Consider the following 18,855-nt stretch of genomic DNA (forward strand, 5'->3'; position numbering starts at 1 on the left):
TCAGTTTCTCGAATGTCGTGCGTTGAGTGAAGTCAGTCGTTGCTGACGGGGGCAGTAGCTGCGGCCAGAGCCACGAGCTGGTCGGTGGTGATGAACGCGTGCTTGGCGAGGTCCAGGAGTGACATGGCCGCGGGCGCGGCGACCAGCTCGGTGCGACCGATACCCAGATGTTCTTCCAGGAGAGCTCTCATGCGCGGGTCCTGGTTGAGGTGGACCAGTGGCTGCTCGAGGAACGGATGCGCCTCGAAGAACGCAGGTTCAGGTAGCGGTTTCGCCAGCTCACCTGCACGCTCTCGTTGAGCTCTCGCGAGCAGATGCTCAGGTCCGACCGAGCCGACCGCGGGCAGACCGAGACGCTGAAATTGACTGTGTGGCGCATCGCTCTCTCGCAGCAGGCGGACAAGCAACTGCGCCATCCTCAGCTCGAGCTGGTCGTCGACGATCGGTGCGGTCTGCTGTGGGTCCACTTCGGTATCGAAGAGCAGGGTGCCGTGCCGCCATGGATTCATCCAACCGGTCACCGCATCCATTCGCATCACACTGACACCCTTGGTGAACGGCAGAGGTTCGCTCTGCGTCCAGTCGCGCAGCTCGTCGGGGCTGAACCGGCTGCGCATGTGCGTCGGCATGAGCGTGTACTCCTCGAGCGGAGCGTTGTCCTCCAAGGCAGCCGCGCGCATGTACACGTAACGCCCGTCGGTCACATTGACGTGACCTCCGTGGATACCGAACAGTGCGCCGTCGCGTGCGACGGGCGTCGAGGCCGCGGCTCCAGCCGACAGCGCCAGGTTGATGCCCTGCATGTCGGAGGGGACTTCGACCCCGAAGAAGCTGAGGAGCGTCGGGGCAAGATCGATCGTCTGCGCGAGCTCGCCTCGGCGGGTGTCGCGAGCACCGGTCCGTGGGTCCCACAGGAACATCGGCAGGTGGACGAGTTCGTTGAACCACGGCTGGACGCTCTTCGCCCACCAGCCGTGCTCACCGAGCAGGAAGCCATGGTCGGTGTTGACGATGAGCATCGTGTCCTCCCAGAGCCCGTGCTCGTCCATCGCATCGAGAACTCGACCGAGGGAGCGATCGCACATGGAGACGAGCGCTGAATACTCCATTCGCGCGTGCTCCACCTGGTCCGCCGACTCGCTCACCTTCTGGTAGCCGGGCCAATCGAATTCCGGACCGTCATAGTCGTGCGGATACAGATCCTTGTAGGACTGATGCGTGAAGAACGGTTCATGGGGATCGAAGAGCTCGATCTGCACCATCCAGTTGTCTGCGGCTGAGTTGGTGTCGATGAAGTGCAGGCCCGCATCCACGGTGAGCGTCTGCGAGTGCTCAGCCTCGGTGGGCATATATCGCCGGTTCACCTGGTCCTGCGAGTGCATCGCTGCCGGACCGAAAGAGCCTTTGGTGTCAGCGACCACACCCTTCCAGGGATCACCCTCCTGCCCTCGGAAGAATTCCCAGGTCGAGTAGCGTGTGTGGTAGGTAGCGCCTCCATCCTCCCAGTAGTGCGGGTGGTCGGACGCGAGGTGCGTATGCACGCCAGCTTGGCGAAGCAGGTCAGGCATCGAGTCGTCGAAGGGCTCGAGCGGACCCCACGAGCGGTGCAGGAAGTTGTACCGGCCGGTGTGCAGTTCGCGTCGGGCGGGCATGCAGGGCATGGAGCCGGCGTAGAACGCGTCGAAGGTCGCTGTCCTGGTGGCAAGGCGTGCGAAGTTCGGTGCGTCGACGACAGTGTCACCGTAGGTAGGCAACATGTGCCGGTTGAGGCTGTCGAACATGAGCATGATCGCCCGCATCGCGCGCTCCTTTGCGTCTGAATCCAACTCGGAACAATGCATGACACTTGTGTCATGCATTTCGTGGGCCAAGGATGACACAAGTGGAGTAGGCATGCAAGAGGGAATCAGCCGCTAACCTTGAGGGCGTGACCGTGAAGCTGGAGCATCTGATCCTTGGGGTGCTGCTCGAGCAACCAAGCAACGGGTACGGCCTCAAACGGTTCTTCGACACCGATGGCCGCTTCCTGCGGCCCAAGACGCAGATGAGCCAGGTCTACCGTTCACTCGCGCACATGGAGGAACGAGGTCTGGTCAGCCACTCCGTAGAACCCAAAGCGGGAGCAACCGACTCGAAGGTGTACCGCGTCACTGACGACGGAGCCAAGGCCTTCCTCTCCTGGCTCACCTCCAAGTACGTCCCGCCGAATCGGTTCGAAGAGCCTGAGCTGACCGTGAGACTCTCGTTCGCTGGGTTCATGGACGTAGCCGACGTTGTGCATCTCATCGACACCGAGCTGAACGCGCGACGAACACAGAGAAAGCGTTTCCGAAACCGAGATCGACAGAGGGAACAGCACCCGACAGTGTCCTTCAACGCCTCGCTCGGCATGCTTGTGAATGATTGGGCGCACGAGCACGGAAGCTCGGCGATGGATGCTCATATCCATGCCCTCGAGAATCTCCGGCGGACCCTGCGCCCCACCGAATGACCTCACGATCAAGGGCCTTAGCGCGCGTTCAGACCCCTGAACCTTGGGGCACTCCAATGCATGAAAACCGCCGCAAGACTCAGCAAGGTCGCGAACACTGCGATTACCATTTCGGTCGGCAACGTGCTGCTGAGAAGCCCGATCGAGAGCACCGCCGAGGCAGAAGACGCATACGTCACGACCGTGAACTTCGAGGCAAGGGAGCTCCGCAGGCCGGCGGAGCTCCTCGAGCCAGGTACACAAGCGATGATCGATACGCCACGGGCCCTCCCCCAACGATCAGCGCCATGGCGACCAGGGCAAGCGCACTGACGAGTACCGACACCGCATGACGGAGTTTTGGCAGTACACGGATACCCCCGGTTGGCGCCTCCTGGAGCACGATTCAGACGGCCAAGTCGGCCGAGGGTGCCGTTCGACGACGCGAAGTGCTCCCGCGGGCGCGACACCGAGAACCGGCAGGTGTCCCACTGCCCGGACGAGACCTGCTGCCGGCGGCACGACCCGGCACTCATCGCGCGTTAGGCCGGGCGCACCTGGGCGCGTGCACGCGCAGATTCCCGCATTTTTCGCGGCAGGCCGCTTCCCAAACGTCGACGACAACGAGATCGACGCCAATTTTGAGAGGCACGCTACGCACGAATGGCATGCTTTTTCCTAGAATTCCGACATGACCACGCCTCGGCAATCATTAGGTTTTCAAGACACAGCGGCAGCCCGCCCGTGGTGCATCCACTCCCCCGCAAAACCCGGACCCAGCTTGTCTCGAAAACTCGCCTCATCATGAGTCGTCTCAACCTGCACGAGCCACGGGGTTTCTGAGGCAAACTGTCCGAGTGAGACTCCTCGGCTATACCCGCGTCAGCACCGCAACTCAGGATGCGCAGCTCCAGCTAGACGCACTCGTCGACGTCGACGTCGGCGTCCAGAAGCGCGACGTCTTCGCCGATGTGACGTCCGGGAGCCGGACTGCGATCGAGCGTCCGGGCATGAAGCGGTTGCTCGATCATGCAGAGGCCGGCGACACCGTCGCCGTGTGGCGCGTTGATCGATTGGGGCGATCCCTCATCGACGTCCTCAACACCGTCAACCTCCTGCGGGAGCGAGGCATCAACATACGCTCAGTCTCCGACGGAATCGATCCGGCGACTTCAACGGGCCGCCTGATATTGAACATTCTCGCCACCCTGCCGAATACGAGCGTGAGCTTATCGTCGAGCGTGTGAATGCTGGCATCGCCGCGGCACGTCAGAACGTCACGAGGTTCGGCCGGCCCCTCTCCGATCCTGTCCAGATCGCAGAGAAACTCCAAGTCGTAGCCGAAGCGCGCAAACGAGGGCGAACGGCTGTGGAAGCAGCTCGACTAGTTGGGTGGAGCCGCGCGACGCTGTACCGGCAGCAAAAGAGAATGCAGACCGCCATCAGGATTGAAGCGGCACCGTAGCGCCGTCTCTTTCTGCCAGACACTCCCCCACCCCGCCTGCTCGCGTACCTGGTGCGGGCGACGCTCCTTCGAGGTCGAACCCATAGATGAGGGCAGTAAACGCGATGCCACGCGCAATGGTTCCCTGGTCACATGGGCCGGCTTGAGCGATACCACTATCATAGTGACAGCCTATTTGAATCGTCTAAAGTGAGCGCTGGCCGCGGTCAGTAACGTCGCCGCCACACTATCGTTGTGATATCACAACGATTTAGTCGATTGACTGACGGGCCCTGTTGTTGCAGGCACCCCGAGTCTCGGGTCCATTAGATTCGATCCCTTTATCTCGCGGGGCGGTAGTAGAAGAGGGGAAGCTCGTATAAGCGTAGTGATATCACAAGGATAGTAGGAACATGGCGATCCAAGCCGCAACTCCGCGCAAGCCCAGCTCGCTCTCGGACCCAGCGTGCTCGCTGCCAGCCCGCTGAGTGCGCAACCGTGGACTATCGGTTTCGCTACGCCATAGTACAAGCATAGTGATATCAACACCGTAGTGACGGCGTGTTGCTCGCAGTACGCTGGCACGCAGCCGTAGATTCGACTCATGATCATCTTGTTGGGAAGTCAAAAGGGTGGCCCAGGGAAGTCGACGATCGCCACGAATCTGGCCGTTGAGTTCGCGCGCCAAGGTAAGGACGTGGTCCTCGTGGACGCCGATCGTCAGCGTTCTAGCGCCAGGTGGCACGAGGATCGAGAAGAGCTGGAACGAACACCAACGCTCGCTTGCGTGGAAAAGCTCGGTAGCATCCACCAAACCTTGCTCGACCTTGATGGAAGGTATGACGTGGTCCTCGTGGACGTCGCCGGTCACGACAGCAAGGAGATGCGCACCGGAATGACTGCTGCTGACAAGCTGGTGGTAGTCGTGCGTCCAAGCCAGTTCGATCTCGACACCTTGCCTCACATGAGCGAGGTCATCGAACAGGCACTGGACCTGAATCCCAGTCTCGACGTGCGCGGCCTGATCACGCAAGCGCCTACGAACTCCAACGCCAGTGAGCGAGCAGACGCGGGGGAGTACCTCAGTGACTATCCCGTCATCAAGCCGCTTCACACTGTTATTCATGAGCGCAAGGCCTACCGCGACGTCATCGGCGAAGGTCTTGGGGTTGTTGAGTGGTCGAACGCGAAGGCTAGGGCGGAGATCCAAGTACTGGCAGAGGAGCTGATGCACTGATGGCCATTCGTAAGAGGCCAAGCGGCCGCAAGGTTGACGAGGCGGCTATCGAAGCCTTCGCGTCGGCCGCTGAAAGCGACAACTCGGGCAAGGACTACTCACCGGTCCAGTCGCAACCCGCTCGGCGGGGGAGGGTGCCATCCTCCGGCTGGCCGGACAATGTCGCCCGCTCCCTACTAGTCCGATACCCCGATCCTGAACTCCCGGCGCTTCTCGCTGAGGTCGCTGCACTTGAAGAACGAAGCAACAACGCCACCGCCGTTAGGGCGTTGCGCCGGGGGCTTGAAATCCTGTTGGATGAGGCCAAGTCGAGGCGTTGACACTATCGTAGTGATAGCAAAAGGAGTCACTCCGGGATACCTGTGCAGATCGAGGTAGGCCTCTTCATGAGTGCTCGTACAGGCTGCGGAGTTCCCAATCGGTGCCCGCCAACCTGCCAGACATCGTCCGTGATGCCGCGTTCCTGTACGCGGATGAGAGGCCCCGCCATGGTCGAGTGGCCACCCCCAGATGTCTACGGGGTTTTCAACTTGTACCCCGCGGAGCCTGCTCACTGTGCGCGCCGTCTCAAAAACCTATGGATTCCAAGACGCTCAGCTACTCGGCCGGGAAGGTTGAGCGCAGGCGCCGCTCTGTGTCTCTCGGGTGTTCAAGGCGGCTTCGCTTTACGAAGTACCCGTAGCGCCCTGGTTGTGTTCGAGCGCTGGTCTGCGCGTCTCCGAGGTGCATGATCGCGTGCGCCTCGTCGGCCGCGTGCGGCAATCCGAGCGTTCCGGGCGGGACCGATCGCGGCCAGTTCGCGTCGACGCGTTCCGAATCCCGTTCCTCCCATCCGAGACGGAGCGCACATGGATACCCCGTTCGCGGAGCAGGTTCACGGTGTTCAGCACGTCGATGAGGGAGCGGCCGAGGCGATCGACTCGCCAGACGACGACGGTGTCACCGGGCTCTGCGTGCTCGAGGAGCTTCTTCATCCCACGGCGCTCGATCGCGGTCTTGCTGCCAGAGGTGACATCGGCAAACACGTCGCGCTTCTGAACACCCGCTGCGACGAGAGCGTCGAGCTGCAGCTGAGCATCCTGACTCGATGTGCTCACCCGGGTGTATCCAAGAAGTCACACTCGGCCATTGTGGCTCACAAACCCCTCCACGTCATCACGCTGAGACACTCCCAATGAGACGTGTTGTTGAGACAGACACTGACCCGGGATCACCCGGAGCAGCGATCACACAGCCGGGATTCGGCCGGTGTCTCAGAAAGCTGTTACAGCTTGCGACATGCGCCTAAATGGCATTAACAGGAGTTCGCTGTGGTCATGCCATTTCTTGGTCGCCGCGTTCTCAAGCCCTGGTTGCTGCGCCGGGCATACGTCCTTCAGCAGTCGAGTCTTTGGCGGACGCGGTGCTGGCTACGAAGTATCGTGTCCGCACCCAGCAAGGACGAGCCGCCGTCGACCACGTCTGATACGTCACAACGGCAGGTGTCTCAGCCTCCACGCCCCAAATTACTGGCGTCCGGCGCCCGTGCCGGCGTTGTCGGCAGCTCTTGAGACCCGCGGCAGCTCAGGAACTGGTCGCTGTCGCAGCGCGAGAGCGACGGCGCAATGAGTGGATGCCCTGTTTCATCAGAACTGTCGATGCGCTTCAACTGCGTATAGCGTCGAGACATGAACAACAGCAGCACCGGAAGATCGCGTGTCACCAGCGCAGACGTTGCGGCGCTCGCGGGCGTGTCACAGAGCACCGTCTCATACGTGATGACGGGGAGGCGTACCATTTCGGACGACACTCGAGAGCGCGTGTTCGCAGCCATGAAGGAATTGGGTTTTCAGCCCAACGCCGGCGCGCGCGCGCTTGCCGGACGCCGCAGCAACGTAATCGGCCTATTGATTCGGCTGGACACGACCACCGACATGGAAGGCACCCTGCCGTTCATCGACACCATCACGCGCGTGGCCCGAGAATTTGACTACGACGTGGTGCTGGTCACCGGCGAGGATGGGGCGGCAGAGATGGAACGTCTCGCCGGCCGCTCGGTGGTTGACGCGATGATACTCATGGACATTCGCGATGTGGATCCACGCCTCGATGCCGCGTCGGACCTCGGCGTACCGGTGGTCCTCATCGGCGTCCCCGGTGGGACTACTCTGTTCGATGCCTTCGACTTCGACGTGACGGCCGCCGCAGAGATGGCCGTCGAGGAGCTAGTACGAGATGGGGCCGACCACATCACTCTTGTCGGAGAACCTCCAGCTGTCTCGTCTGAAGGCTACGGATTCATTCGCGGATTCGAAGAGTCCGCGCAGCGCGCGGCTGACTCTGCCGGCCTGCCCCTGCAGATCGTCCGGCCTCCCGTTCCGGGAGTCGCCGGCTTTCACGCGGTCGCCGATCAACTGCTTTCCGAGCCGGGCAGAGCAGGGATCATCGCGCGGGCTCCGCAGGTGGTGAGCTGGACGCTTCATCACCTGAGTTCCCTGGGAGTGACGCCCGGACCCGACGTCGGGTTGGTCGGTCTATGCACGGACGAGGCAGCGACTGCGTTCACCGAGGAAGTGACCAATGTCTCGCCGGAGCCGCGAGCCGTGTCGCGAGCAGCAGTCGAGCGATTGGTGCAGCGATTGGCGGGCATTGAACCTGCGCACACCCCTCGGGCCACTCTCCTTCCTCCGCGGCTGACCAGACGCGCCACCACGCGCGGTCACGAATAGGCAACGAACGCTCGCTAGGCGACGAAGCGATGTGTTACTGTCGATGCGCATCGATTCGATGCGCATCGACAGTCGAAGTTGACTCTGGAGGATCCGAAATGACTCAACGGCGAGCAGCATGGACCGCTGTCCCACTTGCCCTCTTCACCATTGGAGCACTCGCTCTGTCCGGTTGCAGCGGTAGTAACGCCGCCTCACCAGGCGACGACGCCGACAGCATCTTGCTGGAGCGTCCCGCCGGCTCCACCAATGACAAGAAGGTCTACGACGACGTTCTCGCCGCCTGCGAGGAGACCACCGGCGTCACCATCGAAACGCAAGACGTCCCCTACGACGGATACCTTGCGAAGGTGCTCCAGCAGGTGTCCTCCAAGACGATGCCCGATGTTCTGATGCTGGACAACGGAGACCTCCCGCAGATCGCCTCATCCGGCGCTCTCGCCCCGCTGTCAGACTTCGACATCGCCGTCGACGGATACGCCGACGGCGTCATCGAGGCATCCAGTTACGATGGCGATCTCTATGCCGTGCAGCCGGTCGCGAACACCATCGCCCTGTTCGTGAACACGGACATGCTCGCTGCAGCAGGTATCGACGTCCCGACCACGTGGGACGAGCTGAAGACCGCGGCCGCGGCGCTTAGCGGGGATGGCAGGTACGGCATGGCGTTCTCCGCCACTGCCACCGAGGAGGGGACGTTCCAGTTCCTGCCGTTCTTCTGGTCCAACGGCGGCGACGAGACGGACATCGCCACCGAGGCCGGAGCGGAAGCGCTGCAGCTGTGGGTAGACCTCGTCGACAGCGGTTCGGCCTCTGAGTCGGTGCTCACCTGGACGCAGGCTGACGTCAACGATCAGTTCGTCGCCGGCGACACCGCGATGATGGTCAACGGCCCCTGGCAGTTCCCGTCGCTCGACGAAGCCGGCGTCCCCTACGAGGTCGTCTCGCTCCCCGCCCCGCAAGATGGCGACGAGATCATCTCTCCTCTGGGTGGAGAAGTCTGGACGATTCCGCAGACCGGCAACGAGGCCAAGATGGCCGCAGCAGCCTCGGTTGTCGAGTGCCTCGGCAGCGACGAGAGCCAGATGGCGCTCGCCTCTGGTCGCGACCTCGTCCCCACTAACACTGAGCTCGTGGATCAGTTCATCGCGGAGAACCCGAAGATGGCTGGTTTCGCCGAGCAGGTCCCCGGCCTTCGCGCGCGCACCGCCCAGCTTGGCGCGGACTACACCGCCGCCAGCGAAGGCATCTACACCGCCATCCAGACGGCCCTGACGGGTGGCGCAGATCCTTTGACCGCGCTGCAGCAGTCTGCACCGAACAAGTGACGTATCTGCGGGCAGGGGTCATACGGCCCCTGCCCGCAGTATGCAGGGAGACCCCGTGACCTCAACAACCGCATCCTCGACGCGCCCGCGCCGCAGACGAATGACACTACGCGCCGAACGATGGCTTCAGTTGGCCTTCGTCGTCCCGGCAGCCCTATATCTCGTTTTTTTCTTCGGTTACCCCATCGTGCAGAACGGCGTGATGAGCTTTCAGGAGTTCACAACTCGCACGTTCTTCACCGGTGAAGCGCCGTGGGTGGGATGGCACAACTACGTCGAGGTGATCTCTTCCCCCGGCTTCGGCCGAGTCATGCTGAACACCGCGATCTTCACTGTCGTCTCCATCGTCGCTCAGTTTGTCATCGGCCTCGCACTCGCCGTCTTCTTCCGACGACGCTTTCCGCTCAGCGGTGTCGTGCGCTCGCTCCTCCTGCTTCCCTGGCTCATACCTCTCATCGTGTCGAGCGCTATCTGGCGATGGATGCTCGATAAGGACTCAGGGGTCATCAACCAGGTGCTGTCCGGTCTCACGGGATCAGATGTGTCCATTGGATGGCTGACGGACGTGAACATCGCCCTGCCCGCGGTCATCCTCGTGAACGTCTGGCTGGGCATCCCGTTCAACATGACGATCCTCTACTCGGGTCTGCAGGACATCCCCGAGGATCTGTATGAGGCAGCGGCGCTCGATGGCGCGACCGGATGGCGAGCCTTTTGGGCCATCACCTGGCCCATGCTGCGCCCCGTCACGGGAGTAGTCGTGCTCCTCGGCGTCGTCTACACGTTGAAGGCCCTCGACATCATCCTCGGTCTCACAGGCGGCGGCCCCGCCGGGTCGACAGAGACGCTCGCCACCGAGGCCTACCGTTTGTCGTTCGGCCAGTTCGACTTCGGGGCGGGTGCCGCTGTCGGCAACATCCTCATCGTCATCTCTCTCATCTTCGCGGTCCTGTATTTGCGAGCAAACAGGAAGGCGGTGGACGAATGAGCTCCGCCGGACTCATCGGTGCCAGCCGCGGTTGGCGCCGCCCCGTCGACGCAGTCGTCGGCATACTCATCCTCGCGGTGCTACTCTTCCCCGTCTACTGGATGGTGAACGTCTCGCTACAGCCCGGAGGCCGCGCAGTCGGCACCCCGTGGTTTCCGCTCAACCCAGACATCGGCGGCTACGTTCAGGCACTCGAAGAACAAGGCGCGAACCTGATCACCAGCATCATCGTGTCGTTGGGCAGCGTCGTCTTCTCTCTCGCCGTCGCCGCGCCCGCGGCCTACGCACTCGCCAAGTTCCGCTCACGCTGGCTGACAGGCCTGCTGTTCGCGATCCTCGTCAGCCAGATGGTGCCGGGCATCGTCGTCGCCAATGCGCTCTACTCGATGTACAACCAACTCGGACTGCTGAACTCCATCGTCGGGCTCATCATCGCCGACTCCAGCGCCGGCATCCCCTTCGGAATCCTCGTGATGCGCGCGTTCATGATGAACATCCCGCAATCCATCGTCGAAGCAGCACGCGTCGACGGCGCGGGAATCATCCGCACGTTCTGGTCCATCGTGCTGCCGGTGAGCCGCAACGCGCTCATCACCGCAGCGATGTTCACCTTCCTCTTCACCTGGGGCGATTTCCTCTTCGCCCTCACACTCACCACGACCGCGGAGGTTCGTCCCGTCACGCTCGGCCTGTACTCATACCTCGGGTCGTACGTCAACGATTGGAGCGCTGTCATGGCGACCGCCGTGCTCGCTTCCATCCCCGCTATCGCAATGCTCGTCGCCGCCCAGAAATTCATCGCTGCCGGCGCCACAGGAGGTGCCGTCAAATGACGCTCATGGCCGACCGTACAGTCGCAACTCGCCAGTTCACCCTCGGAGCCGGCAGTTTCACGCTCGACGAGCGCACAGGAGCTCCCGTCCAGTTCATCGATGCAGAGTCGCCAGACCGCCAGTTCCTTCTCGAGCTGACCTCTTCGTGGCACTCGGACGAGCACCAGTGGGGCTCCGGATTCGTCATCACCGACAAGGGCGCCGTCCGATGGAACGCCCCGTCAGACCTGGAATGGACAGAGACCTCCAACCGCGCCATCCACCCCGCGTCCCAAGACCTGCGCATCGTCGTCGAACGAGACTGGGAGAACGAGCAACTGCGCGAGCGCTACACATTCCTAAACATCTCTGACAGCTCGATGTCTCTCCGGTCCGTGGGGATCCAGACCCCGTTCAACGATGTCTACGAAGGCGCGAGCGACGCACTGGCCCAAGCGGTTCACGCCCACGTGTGGACAGGCGGAGCATGGGCCTGGGTTCTCGCCCAACCTATGAGCGGTCAAGGCCGCACTCTCGGGCTGATCGTGCGACAAGGTGCGCTGTCCGCGTACTCGGTCGAATCGCGGAACCCCAATACGCTGTCCAACGCACGCGGTCACATCGTTCTGCACCCCACCGACGCTGGCCGGAACCCCTCAGCGTTCGGTGGACAGACACCGATTCTGCTCGCCGCGGACGAAGCATGGACGGTCGAATGGACGGTCGGCTGGTACGACCATACCGAGGCGTTCATCGAGGACACTGCCCCGCCCGCACGTCTCGACGATGTCGCTGTCCCGTGGACCCAGCCGCTTTTGATCAAGACCTCGCAACCCGTCGTCTTCGAATCGGGCGACGTCGCTCTCACCGACGAGGGTGCTGTCCTTCGTGCGACGACGCCCGGCGTGCACACGGTGAGAATCGGTGACTCCACAACAGGGCTGCTCTTCCATGCCCCGGTTTCCGAAGTCGTCAGCGACCGAGTGCGCTACATCCTCACGCGCCAGAAGGCCCTCGAGCGGTCGGGCACGCTGTCCCACGCGTTGGTTCCCGTGAACACGGAGACGTTCCTCACACAGCTCACCAACGGGTGGAGTGACTGGACCGACGGATCCGAACGCATCGGCATGGCAATCCTCATTCAGCAGGCTCGCCTGCGTGGCCTGGTCGGCGACGACGCAGATGCTGCGTTGGACGGATGGGCCGCATTCGCACGACAGCACCTTCTCGATTCCACCGCGGCCCCGCGGCGGGGCTCCCAGGACCACCACACCGGTCCTCGCCTGTACGACGCACCGTGGCTGGCGCTGTTCTTCGCGATGCGCGCTGAGCACCTTCGGGCCCAAGGGGCGCAGGACCGGGCCGCCTCAGAACTCGACCTCGCAGCATCCATCCTCGAGCGCGCCTATGAGCTCGGCGCTGAGCGATTCCTCGCCATTCTGCAGAGCGACGCCGTCGAGCGCGTCGCGAACGATCTGGAGCACACGGGCGACTCTCGCCGCGCAGCCGCATTGCGTAACCTTCTGGTGGCGAGCGCCCGTAGTTTCGTCGCCGCGGGCCGGGATCTGCCTGCCCACGAAGTCCACTACGAGCAATCCATTGTCGCCCCGCTCACGAGCCTCCTCGCCAGCGCCTATCGCCTGACAGGTGATGAGGTTTTCCTTCCGGCCCTCGAAGAGCGCATCGACTGGATGATGGCCTTCGGGGGCCCGCAGCCTCACGCGAGGCTTCGAGACGTCAGCATCCGTCACTGGGATGGATATTGGTTCGGACAGCGCCGACAGTGGGGCGACGTCTTCCCTCACTACTGGAGCACACTCACAGCCGTCGCCCTTCTTCGACTGCCGGAGCAGATGTTGACACCCGACCGCAGACGTCGTGCAGACAACATCCTGGCAGCGAACATGGCCAACTTCGGCCGAGACGGCTGGGCGACATGCGCCTTCATCTTCCCGTCTACGGTCGACTCCGAGCCTGCTCACACGGCCGATCCTATGGCCAACGACCAGGACTGGCACCTGGTGATGTGGCTCATGCTCGACGAGTGGGGCCTCGCGCCCCTCCGCTGAACACCACCGACTCGAGAGGAACCCGTGTACTACGGCGCTGACTACTACCCGGAGCAATGGCCCGAGGAGGTGTGGGAAGAGGACGTCGCACTCATGCGAGAAGCGGGCGTCAACCTCGTCAACGTCGGCATCTTCGCGTGGTCACGCATCCAGTCGGCCGAAAGCCACTACGACTGGGGCTGGCTCGACCGCATCCTCGATCTGCTCCACCGCAACGGCATCGGCGCTGGTCTTGCGACGGCGACCGCGTCGCCGCCGCCCTGGGCTACAGCTGCGTACCCGGAGATGCTCCCCCGCGATGCCGACGGCACCGTATTCTCCCCCGGTGCGCGCCAGCACTTCTCCCCGACGTCTCCGGACTACCGGCGACTGGCCTCAGAGCTCGTCGAGGCCATCGCGATGCGCTACGCCACCCATCCCGCCGTCAAGCTCTGGCACGTCGACAACGAGTTGGGGTGCCACCTGCATTACGACTACTCGGATCACGCTGCGCGCGCGTTCCGAGCGTGGTTGCAAGAGCGCTTCGGCACCATCGACGCACTGAACCGAGCATGGGGGACGACGTTCTGGTCGCAGATCTACACGGACTTCGAGCAGATACTCCCGCCGCGCAAGGCCACGTACGGCGTGAACCCCGCGCACCTGCTCGATTTCAAGCGCTACACCTCGGATGCTCTGCTCGGACTGTTCACGATGCAGCGCGACATCATCCGCAGCGCTGGCGCGATGCAGCCCGTGACCACGAACTTCATGGGCGCCTTCCCCCCTGCTGACTATTGGAAGTGGGCGAAAGAGATGGACGTCATCGCTGATGACAACTATCCCGACCCCAATGTTCCGGAATCGTTCCGGGATTCCGCTTTCGCCCGTGACCTGATGCGCTCCCTCAAGCCCGGAGTGCCATGGATTCTGATGGAACAGAGCACGGACGCCGTCAACTGGCGTCCGACCAACGCGCCCAAGAAGCCCGGCCAGATGGCGGCATTGTCGATGCAGGCAGTGGCGCACGGCGCCAATGGCATCATGTTCTTCCAATGGCGGCAATCGCAGCGAGGCGTCGAGAAGTTCCATTCCGCGATGGTTCCGCAGGTAGGAACGGACTCGCAGGTATGGCGCGATGTCGTGGCGCTCGGCGCCCAGCTCCGAGCCCTCCCCGAGACGGCTCCCGACAGCCGTGCGCGGATCGCGCTCGTCTTCGACTGGGAGTCGTGGTGGGCTCTCGGTTCCGGCCATCACCCGGTCCGCATCCGATATGACGAGGTGGTGCAGCGATGGTACAACGCTCTGCACCGCCTGCACTACTCCATCGACTTCGTCCACCCGCACAACGATCTCGGCGCGTACGCGCTGGTCATCGCGCCGACCGTGTACTTGCTCGACGATCTCGGCGCAGAGAACCTCGCCGCTTTCGCCCACAGCGGTGGGACCCTTCTCGTCTCCGCGTTCTCGGACGTCGTCGACCAGAACGACGCGTTCATCCGCGGCGGGTTCCTGACTCGCCTCAGCAGCACGCTCGGCATCCGCCTGGAAGAGTTCGGCGCCCTGGTGCCACCACCCGCGGCGGTCTCGTCGAAGTCTGCCGGAGAGCCCGCCTCTGCCACTGGCTCAGAAGCCGTCGGCGAGCGTGAAGCCCCGTTCGACGGTCCCAGCGGAGGCGGTAAGGGCCAATACCTCGCCGAGGTCATCCACCCCACCACAGCATCAGTGATCGGACGGTTCACGGCAGGACGAAACGAGGGCAGACCCGCGTTGACCACCAACGAGGCAGGCCAGGGCAATGCCCTGTACATCGCTACAATCCCGGATGACGTGGGCATGACCGGACTGGTGCGCTATGTCGCGAGCCTCGCCGACGTTCATCCCGAGATCGCGAACGGGTCACCTTGGCTGGAGGTAGCGCGTCGAGGAAACATGCTGACTGTGATCAACCATGGGGACGTCCCGCACTCGTTTACTCTTGCTGGCCGCAATTACACTCTGGATCCGTTCGCGTGGGAACAGGTGGAGGACGTAACGCTAGGTCCATTGCGCACGGCGCCTGTTCACAACTGACATGAGTAAATTTACTCAAGGGGACCGCCTCTGCCCTAGCTTTGGCCGGATCGGTCCATGATCACCGTCAACTCACCTTCCGTGCTCTCGACCCGGATACCCGGCACGTGCGCCAGAGCTTTGAATTGGCCGCTCGCAGGTCGGCAAGCAAGACTGGCGCCGAACACTACTGAGCGTATCGATGCCATTGATCGGCAACCCAAGGATCAGGGGGCAGGAATTGAGTTCCCCCATACGTCCGCACAACTTTCTATTACGGCTCGACGGGCGGCCGGACACATCCTACGCAGACCGGTGCCCTCGTTCTTAACTTCCCTCAGATGATCACAGCCAGAATTGAAGGGCATCGAGAGTGCTACAACTCGCCAGTTCCCGTTGTCTGTCGAGCCTGGCAGCTCGTCCAACGTGCATCGCGGAGCGGGGACGGACCACGCGCGTTTTCCGAGGGGGGCGTTGACCGTGGCCTTTCAATTCTCGAGACCATCACCGACGAGGTAATTGAAGACGCAGCCAACATCCTCGTCATCGGCAACTAGCGTCACGCAACGATCACAGATCAGCGCCACCGTGCGATCAACTCCACAGAGTGGGCCGCACCAATGGCTGGCCGCCGCGATGTCTCAGAAAGCTAATGTTTTCAGATACGGATGTAGCGCCGTGTGCAGTTTGCTTCTCACGCCTTGGGCGTCGGCCCCAGAAGCACATGACGGCGTCAGCACCGTGGCGTGGCTCCGATCCGCGTCTGCGCGGTCGTGTCGACGTCGTCGGGGATCGTTCGCCAGCTACAGCAGGTGTTCCCCGAGACGCCGAAGAATTGGAACTGAGAGGACTTCTGACCATGAGCACACGCACTCTCGAAGCGCTCGTCAGTCGAGACACTGACGGCTGGTGGACCATCCGCATTCCTGAACTCACATCGGCCGGCCCCGGTGGCCGCACCATCACCGCGACGGGTTCCGCGACCACCTGGCGCGGTGTCGCGAAAGCAGCCCACGAACTCGCGTCCGTGTGGCTCGACGTCGAACCGAGCGAGGTAGACGTGACGGTGCGCATCGACGCAGCCGAGTCGGTCACGAAGCTGTGGGCCGAGGGGATTGCGGCCGAGGCAGAGGGACGTCAGGTTCTCGAGCGTGCAGCGCTGCTCCGCCGTGGTGCAGTACACAAGCTCCGCGACGAGGGCTATCCCGTCGAGGCGGTCGCGCAGGCGCTCGGCGTCACTCGCCAGCGCGTGCAGCAGCTCGACGTGCGCTCGAAGGATGACGTGATGACGCGATGAGCAACGCGACGGGACGCGGCAGGTTTGCGGATGCGCTCGCGCGCCTGGGGGAGCCGGAGGGCGAGCGGGGACTCGTGCCGTTCCGGGAGGGCCGCGCGTTCACGCGTAACGGCCAGCTCAGGGCAACAGCGAGCGATGCGGAAGTGCTGACTGTGCTCTCGGGGATGGCCTACGGGCGCGGACCGGCTGGGATGCCACTGGGAGAACTTGCGGGCTTGCGGGAGGGGATTGCCGCTGGCCGCTTGCGCTTGCCTGGCCGGTCGGTGGCGAGGTCGTTGGAGCTCGTGGACGGGCTGCTTCGGGCGTCGGATGCCGTCATCGACGCGGATCGTGTCGAGACCGGACGTGAGAGCAACAGACGGGTAGGCCTCATGCTGCTGTGGGTGGGCACAGTGGCATCGGTCGGCCTAATGTGGTCGATGCTGCCGGTATTCCTATCGATACTGCCCGGCTAGCACGAGCTGACGCGCACCCGAGCGGCGCTGCGTGTACGGCCCCGCCCTTTCACGAGAGTGTGTGGCCATGGCGCTTTATCACGTCGGCAGCCCCTCATTTCGCGCCGACAGATGCCCCTCAGTTCGCAACTGAGGGGCATTCGCATTCAAGCTCGCGACTACTTACTGCGCTTCTGCTGTCTCGCAGCGGTCAGGTCGAAGCCTGCAAGAATTGCCTGCTCTTCAGTCTCGCCGGCGGATTGCACACCAGTCCCATCCACTGGGACGTAATAGCGCGCCTCAGTAGCACCATCAAAAAAGATGGCAAGATACCTCTCCGACGCAAAGTAATCTGCCACGGTGAGGTCGCCAGCGACTGGCGGCGCAGGGTTCGCAACCTCAACCCTGACGATGTGGTCAAGGTTAACCATCTCGATTTTCTTGGTCTCGCGTTGTATGAGTGCAATGAAAGCCATGATTCCTCTTCCTTATCTGTTGAAACACCGACACTAGCGGACAATAGTTCTAGACACGTGAGACCGGTCGAGAAGGACCGGGTGGCTCTCAGAAGCCACGCGGCCTCCGCGCTCTGATGCGCCGGGAGCCCGACAGTCGAGGCGTATCGTTCGGCTTCTGATCACGGATAGCAGAGACAATCGACCGAAAACCGCCGTGAGACTTACGCAGATTCTCGCTGATAAATTGCACATCCTTGGATAGCTGCCTAACTGGATCAACCTCCGCGACCGTCATTGCCCACGGTGACATTTGTAGCACGAAACTATCGCTATATTGTTCGCTTTCATCGAGGTTCGAGTATGTCGCAGTCACGACATACTCCGTTGGAAGATCCTCCTTGGCAAGGGCATCCTTCGCTGAATCGAGGATATATTTCAAACGCTGATGTGGGCCAACCATGCGAACAGGCGTTTTGCCCGAGAAGAGCGTATTGAGAGCAAGCAGACCCTCAGGACTCAACTTCACATCAGTCGCTTCGAACTTCGGGTCGACATTGAGTGAAATATTCATAGCTGGCGAGGTGCCAACGTTCTGAACTACGATGAATACACTGTTTATGTTCTCTTGATTAGAGTAGTTCCTCACCGGTACGCGCTCAAACTCAAATTGGACGATGACAGTCGGACGAGCTAATGCCCTGTTGGATTCTGCAAGCAGATTGTTGGATTCGGACAGTCGCGTGTTGGATACAGAGAGCCCATGAAGTTGCCGCCAAGCAATAATCAGAAGGGAGGCGGCAAACGCAGCGGACAGGAAGGACCAAAACGCCTGCCACTCGTCTGGCGTAGGCCACCCATCGACTCTCCACCATTCATTCATGATCGCGAGTCTAGGGCCACGGCGAGCGCGGAGCTGCGGCGCTCTGGCCGTCTCATTCGGGCCGGACTGGGGGAGCGGTCGCGGCACTCCTCTCAGTTGTTCATCCTGACCAGATGTGGCCGCTCACCCCTCCCTGAGGGATGGGGCGACGGACGGTCCGCAGGGGAGGTCGGGGAGATGTCCAAAAGTCGCAAGTTCCTCGTCGCCGTCCGCGTCGAAGATGCAGAATTTGATCGGCACTGACTGCGAGTTTTTCTGCGCGTTCCACGCGGACAGTAACTCGTTAAGGTGTTCAAGTTCCCAGTCGCCGCTGACCCAGTACCTCGACGCATAGGAATCTGCGTCGTTCAACCCTTCGTCGTAGACGTGAATCTCGGTGTCGAGTGCCCAGGGGATGCCCGCGTTGAGGGCAGCCAGCTCGTCGATGGTCGGGTCACCGTAGCCTCGATCATCGGAAATCGTGCTCCAGGCCAGCAAACCGATCAGAGAGATGGCCACGCCTGCAACGAACCCGAGCATGGTAGGAGATCGCTTAGGAGCGGGAAAATGTGGGGGGTCAGTGGCGCGCATCCGAGAACCCTAGCCAGGGGACGCGCGATGGTTGCGGCCTGGTTACTAACGATTCGGTCGAGACGCAAGAACGGACGACCGCAGCTGTTATCTGCTCGTGACGGCCACGTCAGATGCGGGCATCCCGTC

The 18,855-nt window shown here is 62.4% G+C and carries 15 protein-coding genes and 2 pseudogenes; 12 read left to right on the forward strand and 5 right to left on the reverse strand.

Going from position 1 to position 18,855, the window contains the following annotated elements; translation table 11 throughout:
* Positions 1 to 32 precede the first annotated feature (32 nt).
* A complete protein-coding gene (locus C5E10_RS13740) occupies positions 33 to 1,826 on the reverse strand; it encodes a sulfatase (RefSeq protein WP_258071134.1) in 1,794 nt (597 codons plus the stop codon).
* A gap of 101 nt (positions 1,827 to 1,927) precedes the next feature.
* Between C5E10_RS13740 and C5E10_RS13745 the strand changes: the two genes are divergently transcribed.
* The 4 genes and pseudogenes from C5E10_RS13745 to C5E10_RS18920 all read left to right on the forward strand — a co-directional run bounded on the left by C5E10_RS13745 (position 1,928) and on the right by C5E10_RS18920 (position 5,471).
* Positions 1,928 to 2,491 carry a PadR family transcriptional regulator gene (locus C5E10_RS13745; protein WP_219820371.1) on the forward strand — a complete coding sequence of 188 codons (564 nt, stop codon included), beginning with the start codon at positions 1,928 to 1,930 and terminating at the stop codon, positions 2,489 to 2,491.
* Positions 2,492 to 3,327: 836 nt separating this feature from the next.
* A pseudogene (locus C5E10_RS13750) lies at positions 3,328 to 3,935 on the forward strand (recombinase family protein).
* Between the two features lie 583 nt (positions 3,936 to 4,518).
* Positions 4,519 to 5,151: a division plane positioning ATPase MipZ gene (locus C5E10_RS13755; protein ID WP_104332119.1), complete on the forward strand. Its 633-nt coding sequence runs from the start codon at positions 4,519 to 4,521 to the stop codon at positions 5,149 to 5,151.
* A complete protein-coding gene (locus C5E10_RS18920; protein WP_146080288.1) occupies positions 5,151 to 5,471 on the forward strand; it encodes a hypothetical protein in 321 nt (106 codons plus the stop codon). Before C5E10_RS13755 ends, C5E10_RS18920 begins: the two co-directional genes overlap by 1 nt.
* Before the next feature lie 507 nt (positions 5,472 to 5,978).
* Here C5E10_RS18920 and C5E10_RS13760 read toward each other — a convergent pair.
* Positions 5,979 to 6,248: pseudogene (locus C5E10_RS13760) on the reverse strand (recombinase family protein); the annotation flags it as partial.
* A gap of 570 nt (positions 6,249 to 6,818) precedes the next feature.
* On the opposite strand from C5E10_RS13760, the gene C5E10_RS13765 reads away from it, so the two are divergent.
* The 8 genes from C5E10_RS13765 to C5E10_RS13800 all read left to right on the forward strand — a co-directional run bounded on the left by C5E10_RS13765 (position 6,819) and on the right by C5E10_RS13800 (position 16,839).
* Positions 6,819 to 7,859: a LacI family DNA-binding transcriptional regulator gene (locus tag C5E10_RS13765; RefSeq protein WP_104332120.1), complete on the forward strand. Its 1,041-nt coding sequence runs from the start codon at positions 6,819 to 6,821 to the stop codon at positions 7,857 to 7,859.
* Positions 7,860 to 7,957: 98 nt separating this feature from the next.
* On the forward strand, positions 7,958 to 9,187 hold the full coding sequence (locus C5E10_RS13770; protein WP_104332121.1) for an extracellular solute-binding protein: 1,230 nt from the start codon (positions 7,958 to 7,960) through the stop codon (positions 9,185 to 9,187).
* Between the two features lie 40 nt (positions 9,188 to 9,227).
* Positions 9,228 to 10,175, forward strand: coding sequence for a carbohydrate ABC transporter permease (locus C5E10_RS13775; protein ID WP_104332122.1), 948 nt, complete (start codon positions 9,228 to 9,230; stop codon positions 10,173 to 10,175).
* Positions 10,172 to 11,008 carry a carbohydrate ABC transporter permease gene (locus tag C5E10_RS13780; protein WP_104332123.1) on the forward strand — a complete coding sequence of 279 codons (837 nt, stop codon included), beginning with the start codon at positions 10,172 to 10,174 and terminating at the stop codon, positions 11,006 to 11,008. Before C5E10_RS13775 ends, C5E10_RS13780 begins: the two co-directional genes overlap by 4 nt.
* A 5-nt stretch (positions 11,009 to 11,013) precedes the next feature.
* Positions 11,014 to 13,056, forward strand: coding sequence for a hypothetical protein (locus tag C5E10_RS13785; protein WP_146080289.1), 2,043 nt, complete (start codon positions 11,014 to 11,016; stop codon positions 13,054 to 13,056).
* Between the two features lie 24 nt (positions 13,057 to 13,080).
* Positions 13,081 to 15,108, forward strand: coding sequence for a beta-galactosidase (locus C5E10_RS13790; RefSeq protein ID WP_104332125.1), 2,028 nt, complete (start codon positions 13,081 to 13,083; stop codon positions 15,106 to 15,108).
* Between the two features lie 838 nt (positions 15,109 to 15,946).
* Positions 15,947 to 16,384, forward strand: coding sequence for a hypothetical protein (locus C5E10_RS13795; protein WP_104332126.1), 438 nt, complete (start codon positions 15,947 to 15,949; stop codon positions 16,382 to 16,384).
* Positions 16,381 to 16,839, forward strand: a complete 459-nt coding sequence (locus tag C5E10_RS13800; protein ID WP_104332127.1) for a hypothetical protein — start codon at positions 16,381 to 16,383, stop codon at positions 16,837 to 16,839. The genes C5E10_RS13795 and C5E10_RS13800 overlap by 4 nt, the downstream gene beginning before the upstream one ends.
* Positions 16,840 to 16,997: 158 nt before the next feature.
* On the opposite strand, the gene C5E10_RS13805 is transcribed toward C5E10_RS13800, so the two are convergent.
* The 3 genes from C5E10_RS13805 to C5E10_RS13810 all read right to left on the reverse strand — a co-directional run bounded on the left by C5E10_RS13805 (position 16,998) and on the right by C5E10_RS13810 (position 18,675).
* The gene (locus C5E10_RS13805; protein ID WP_104332128.1) at positions 16,998 to 17,294 is read right to left on the reverse strand and encodes a hypothetical protein; all 297 of its coding nucleotides are present in this window, start codon (positions 17,292 to 17,294) and stop codon (positions 16,998 to 17,000) included.
* Between the two features lie 88 nt (positions 17,295 to 17,382).
* Positions 17,383 to 18,156, reverse strand: coding sequence for a hypothetical protein (locus tag C5E10_RS18925; protein ID WP_146080290.1), 774 nt, complete (start codon positions 18,154 to 18,156; stop codon positions 17,383 to 17,385).
* A gap of 123 nt (positions 18,157 to 18,279) precedes the next feature.
* Complete coding sequence (locus tag C5E10_RS13810; protein WP_104332129.1) at positions 18,280 to 18,675, reverse strand: hypothetical protein; 396 nt, start codon at positions 18,673 to 18,675, stop codon at positions 18,280 to 18,282.
* Positions 18,676 to 18,855: the final 180 nt, after the last annotated feature.

Source organism: Pseudoclavibacter sp. RFBG4, assembly GCF_002931515.1.
Lineage (GTDB): Bacteria > Actinomycetota > Actinomycetes > Actinomycetales > Microbacteriaceae > Pseudoclavibacter.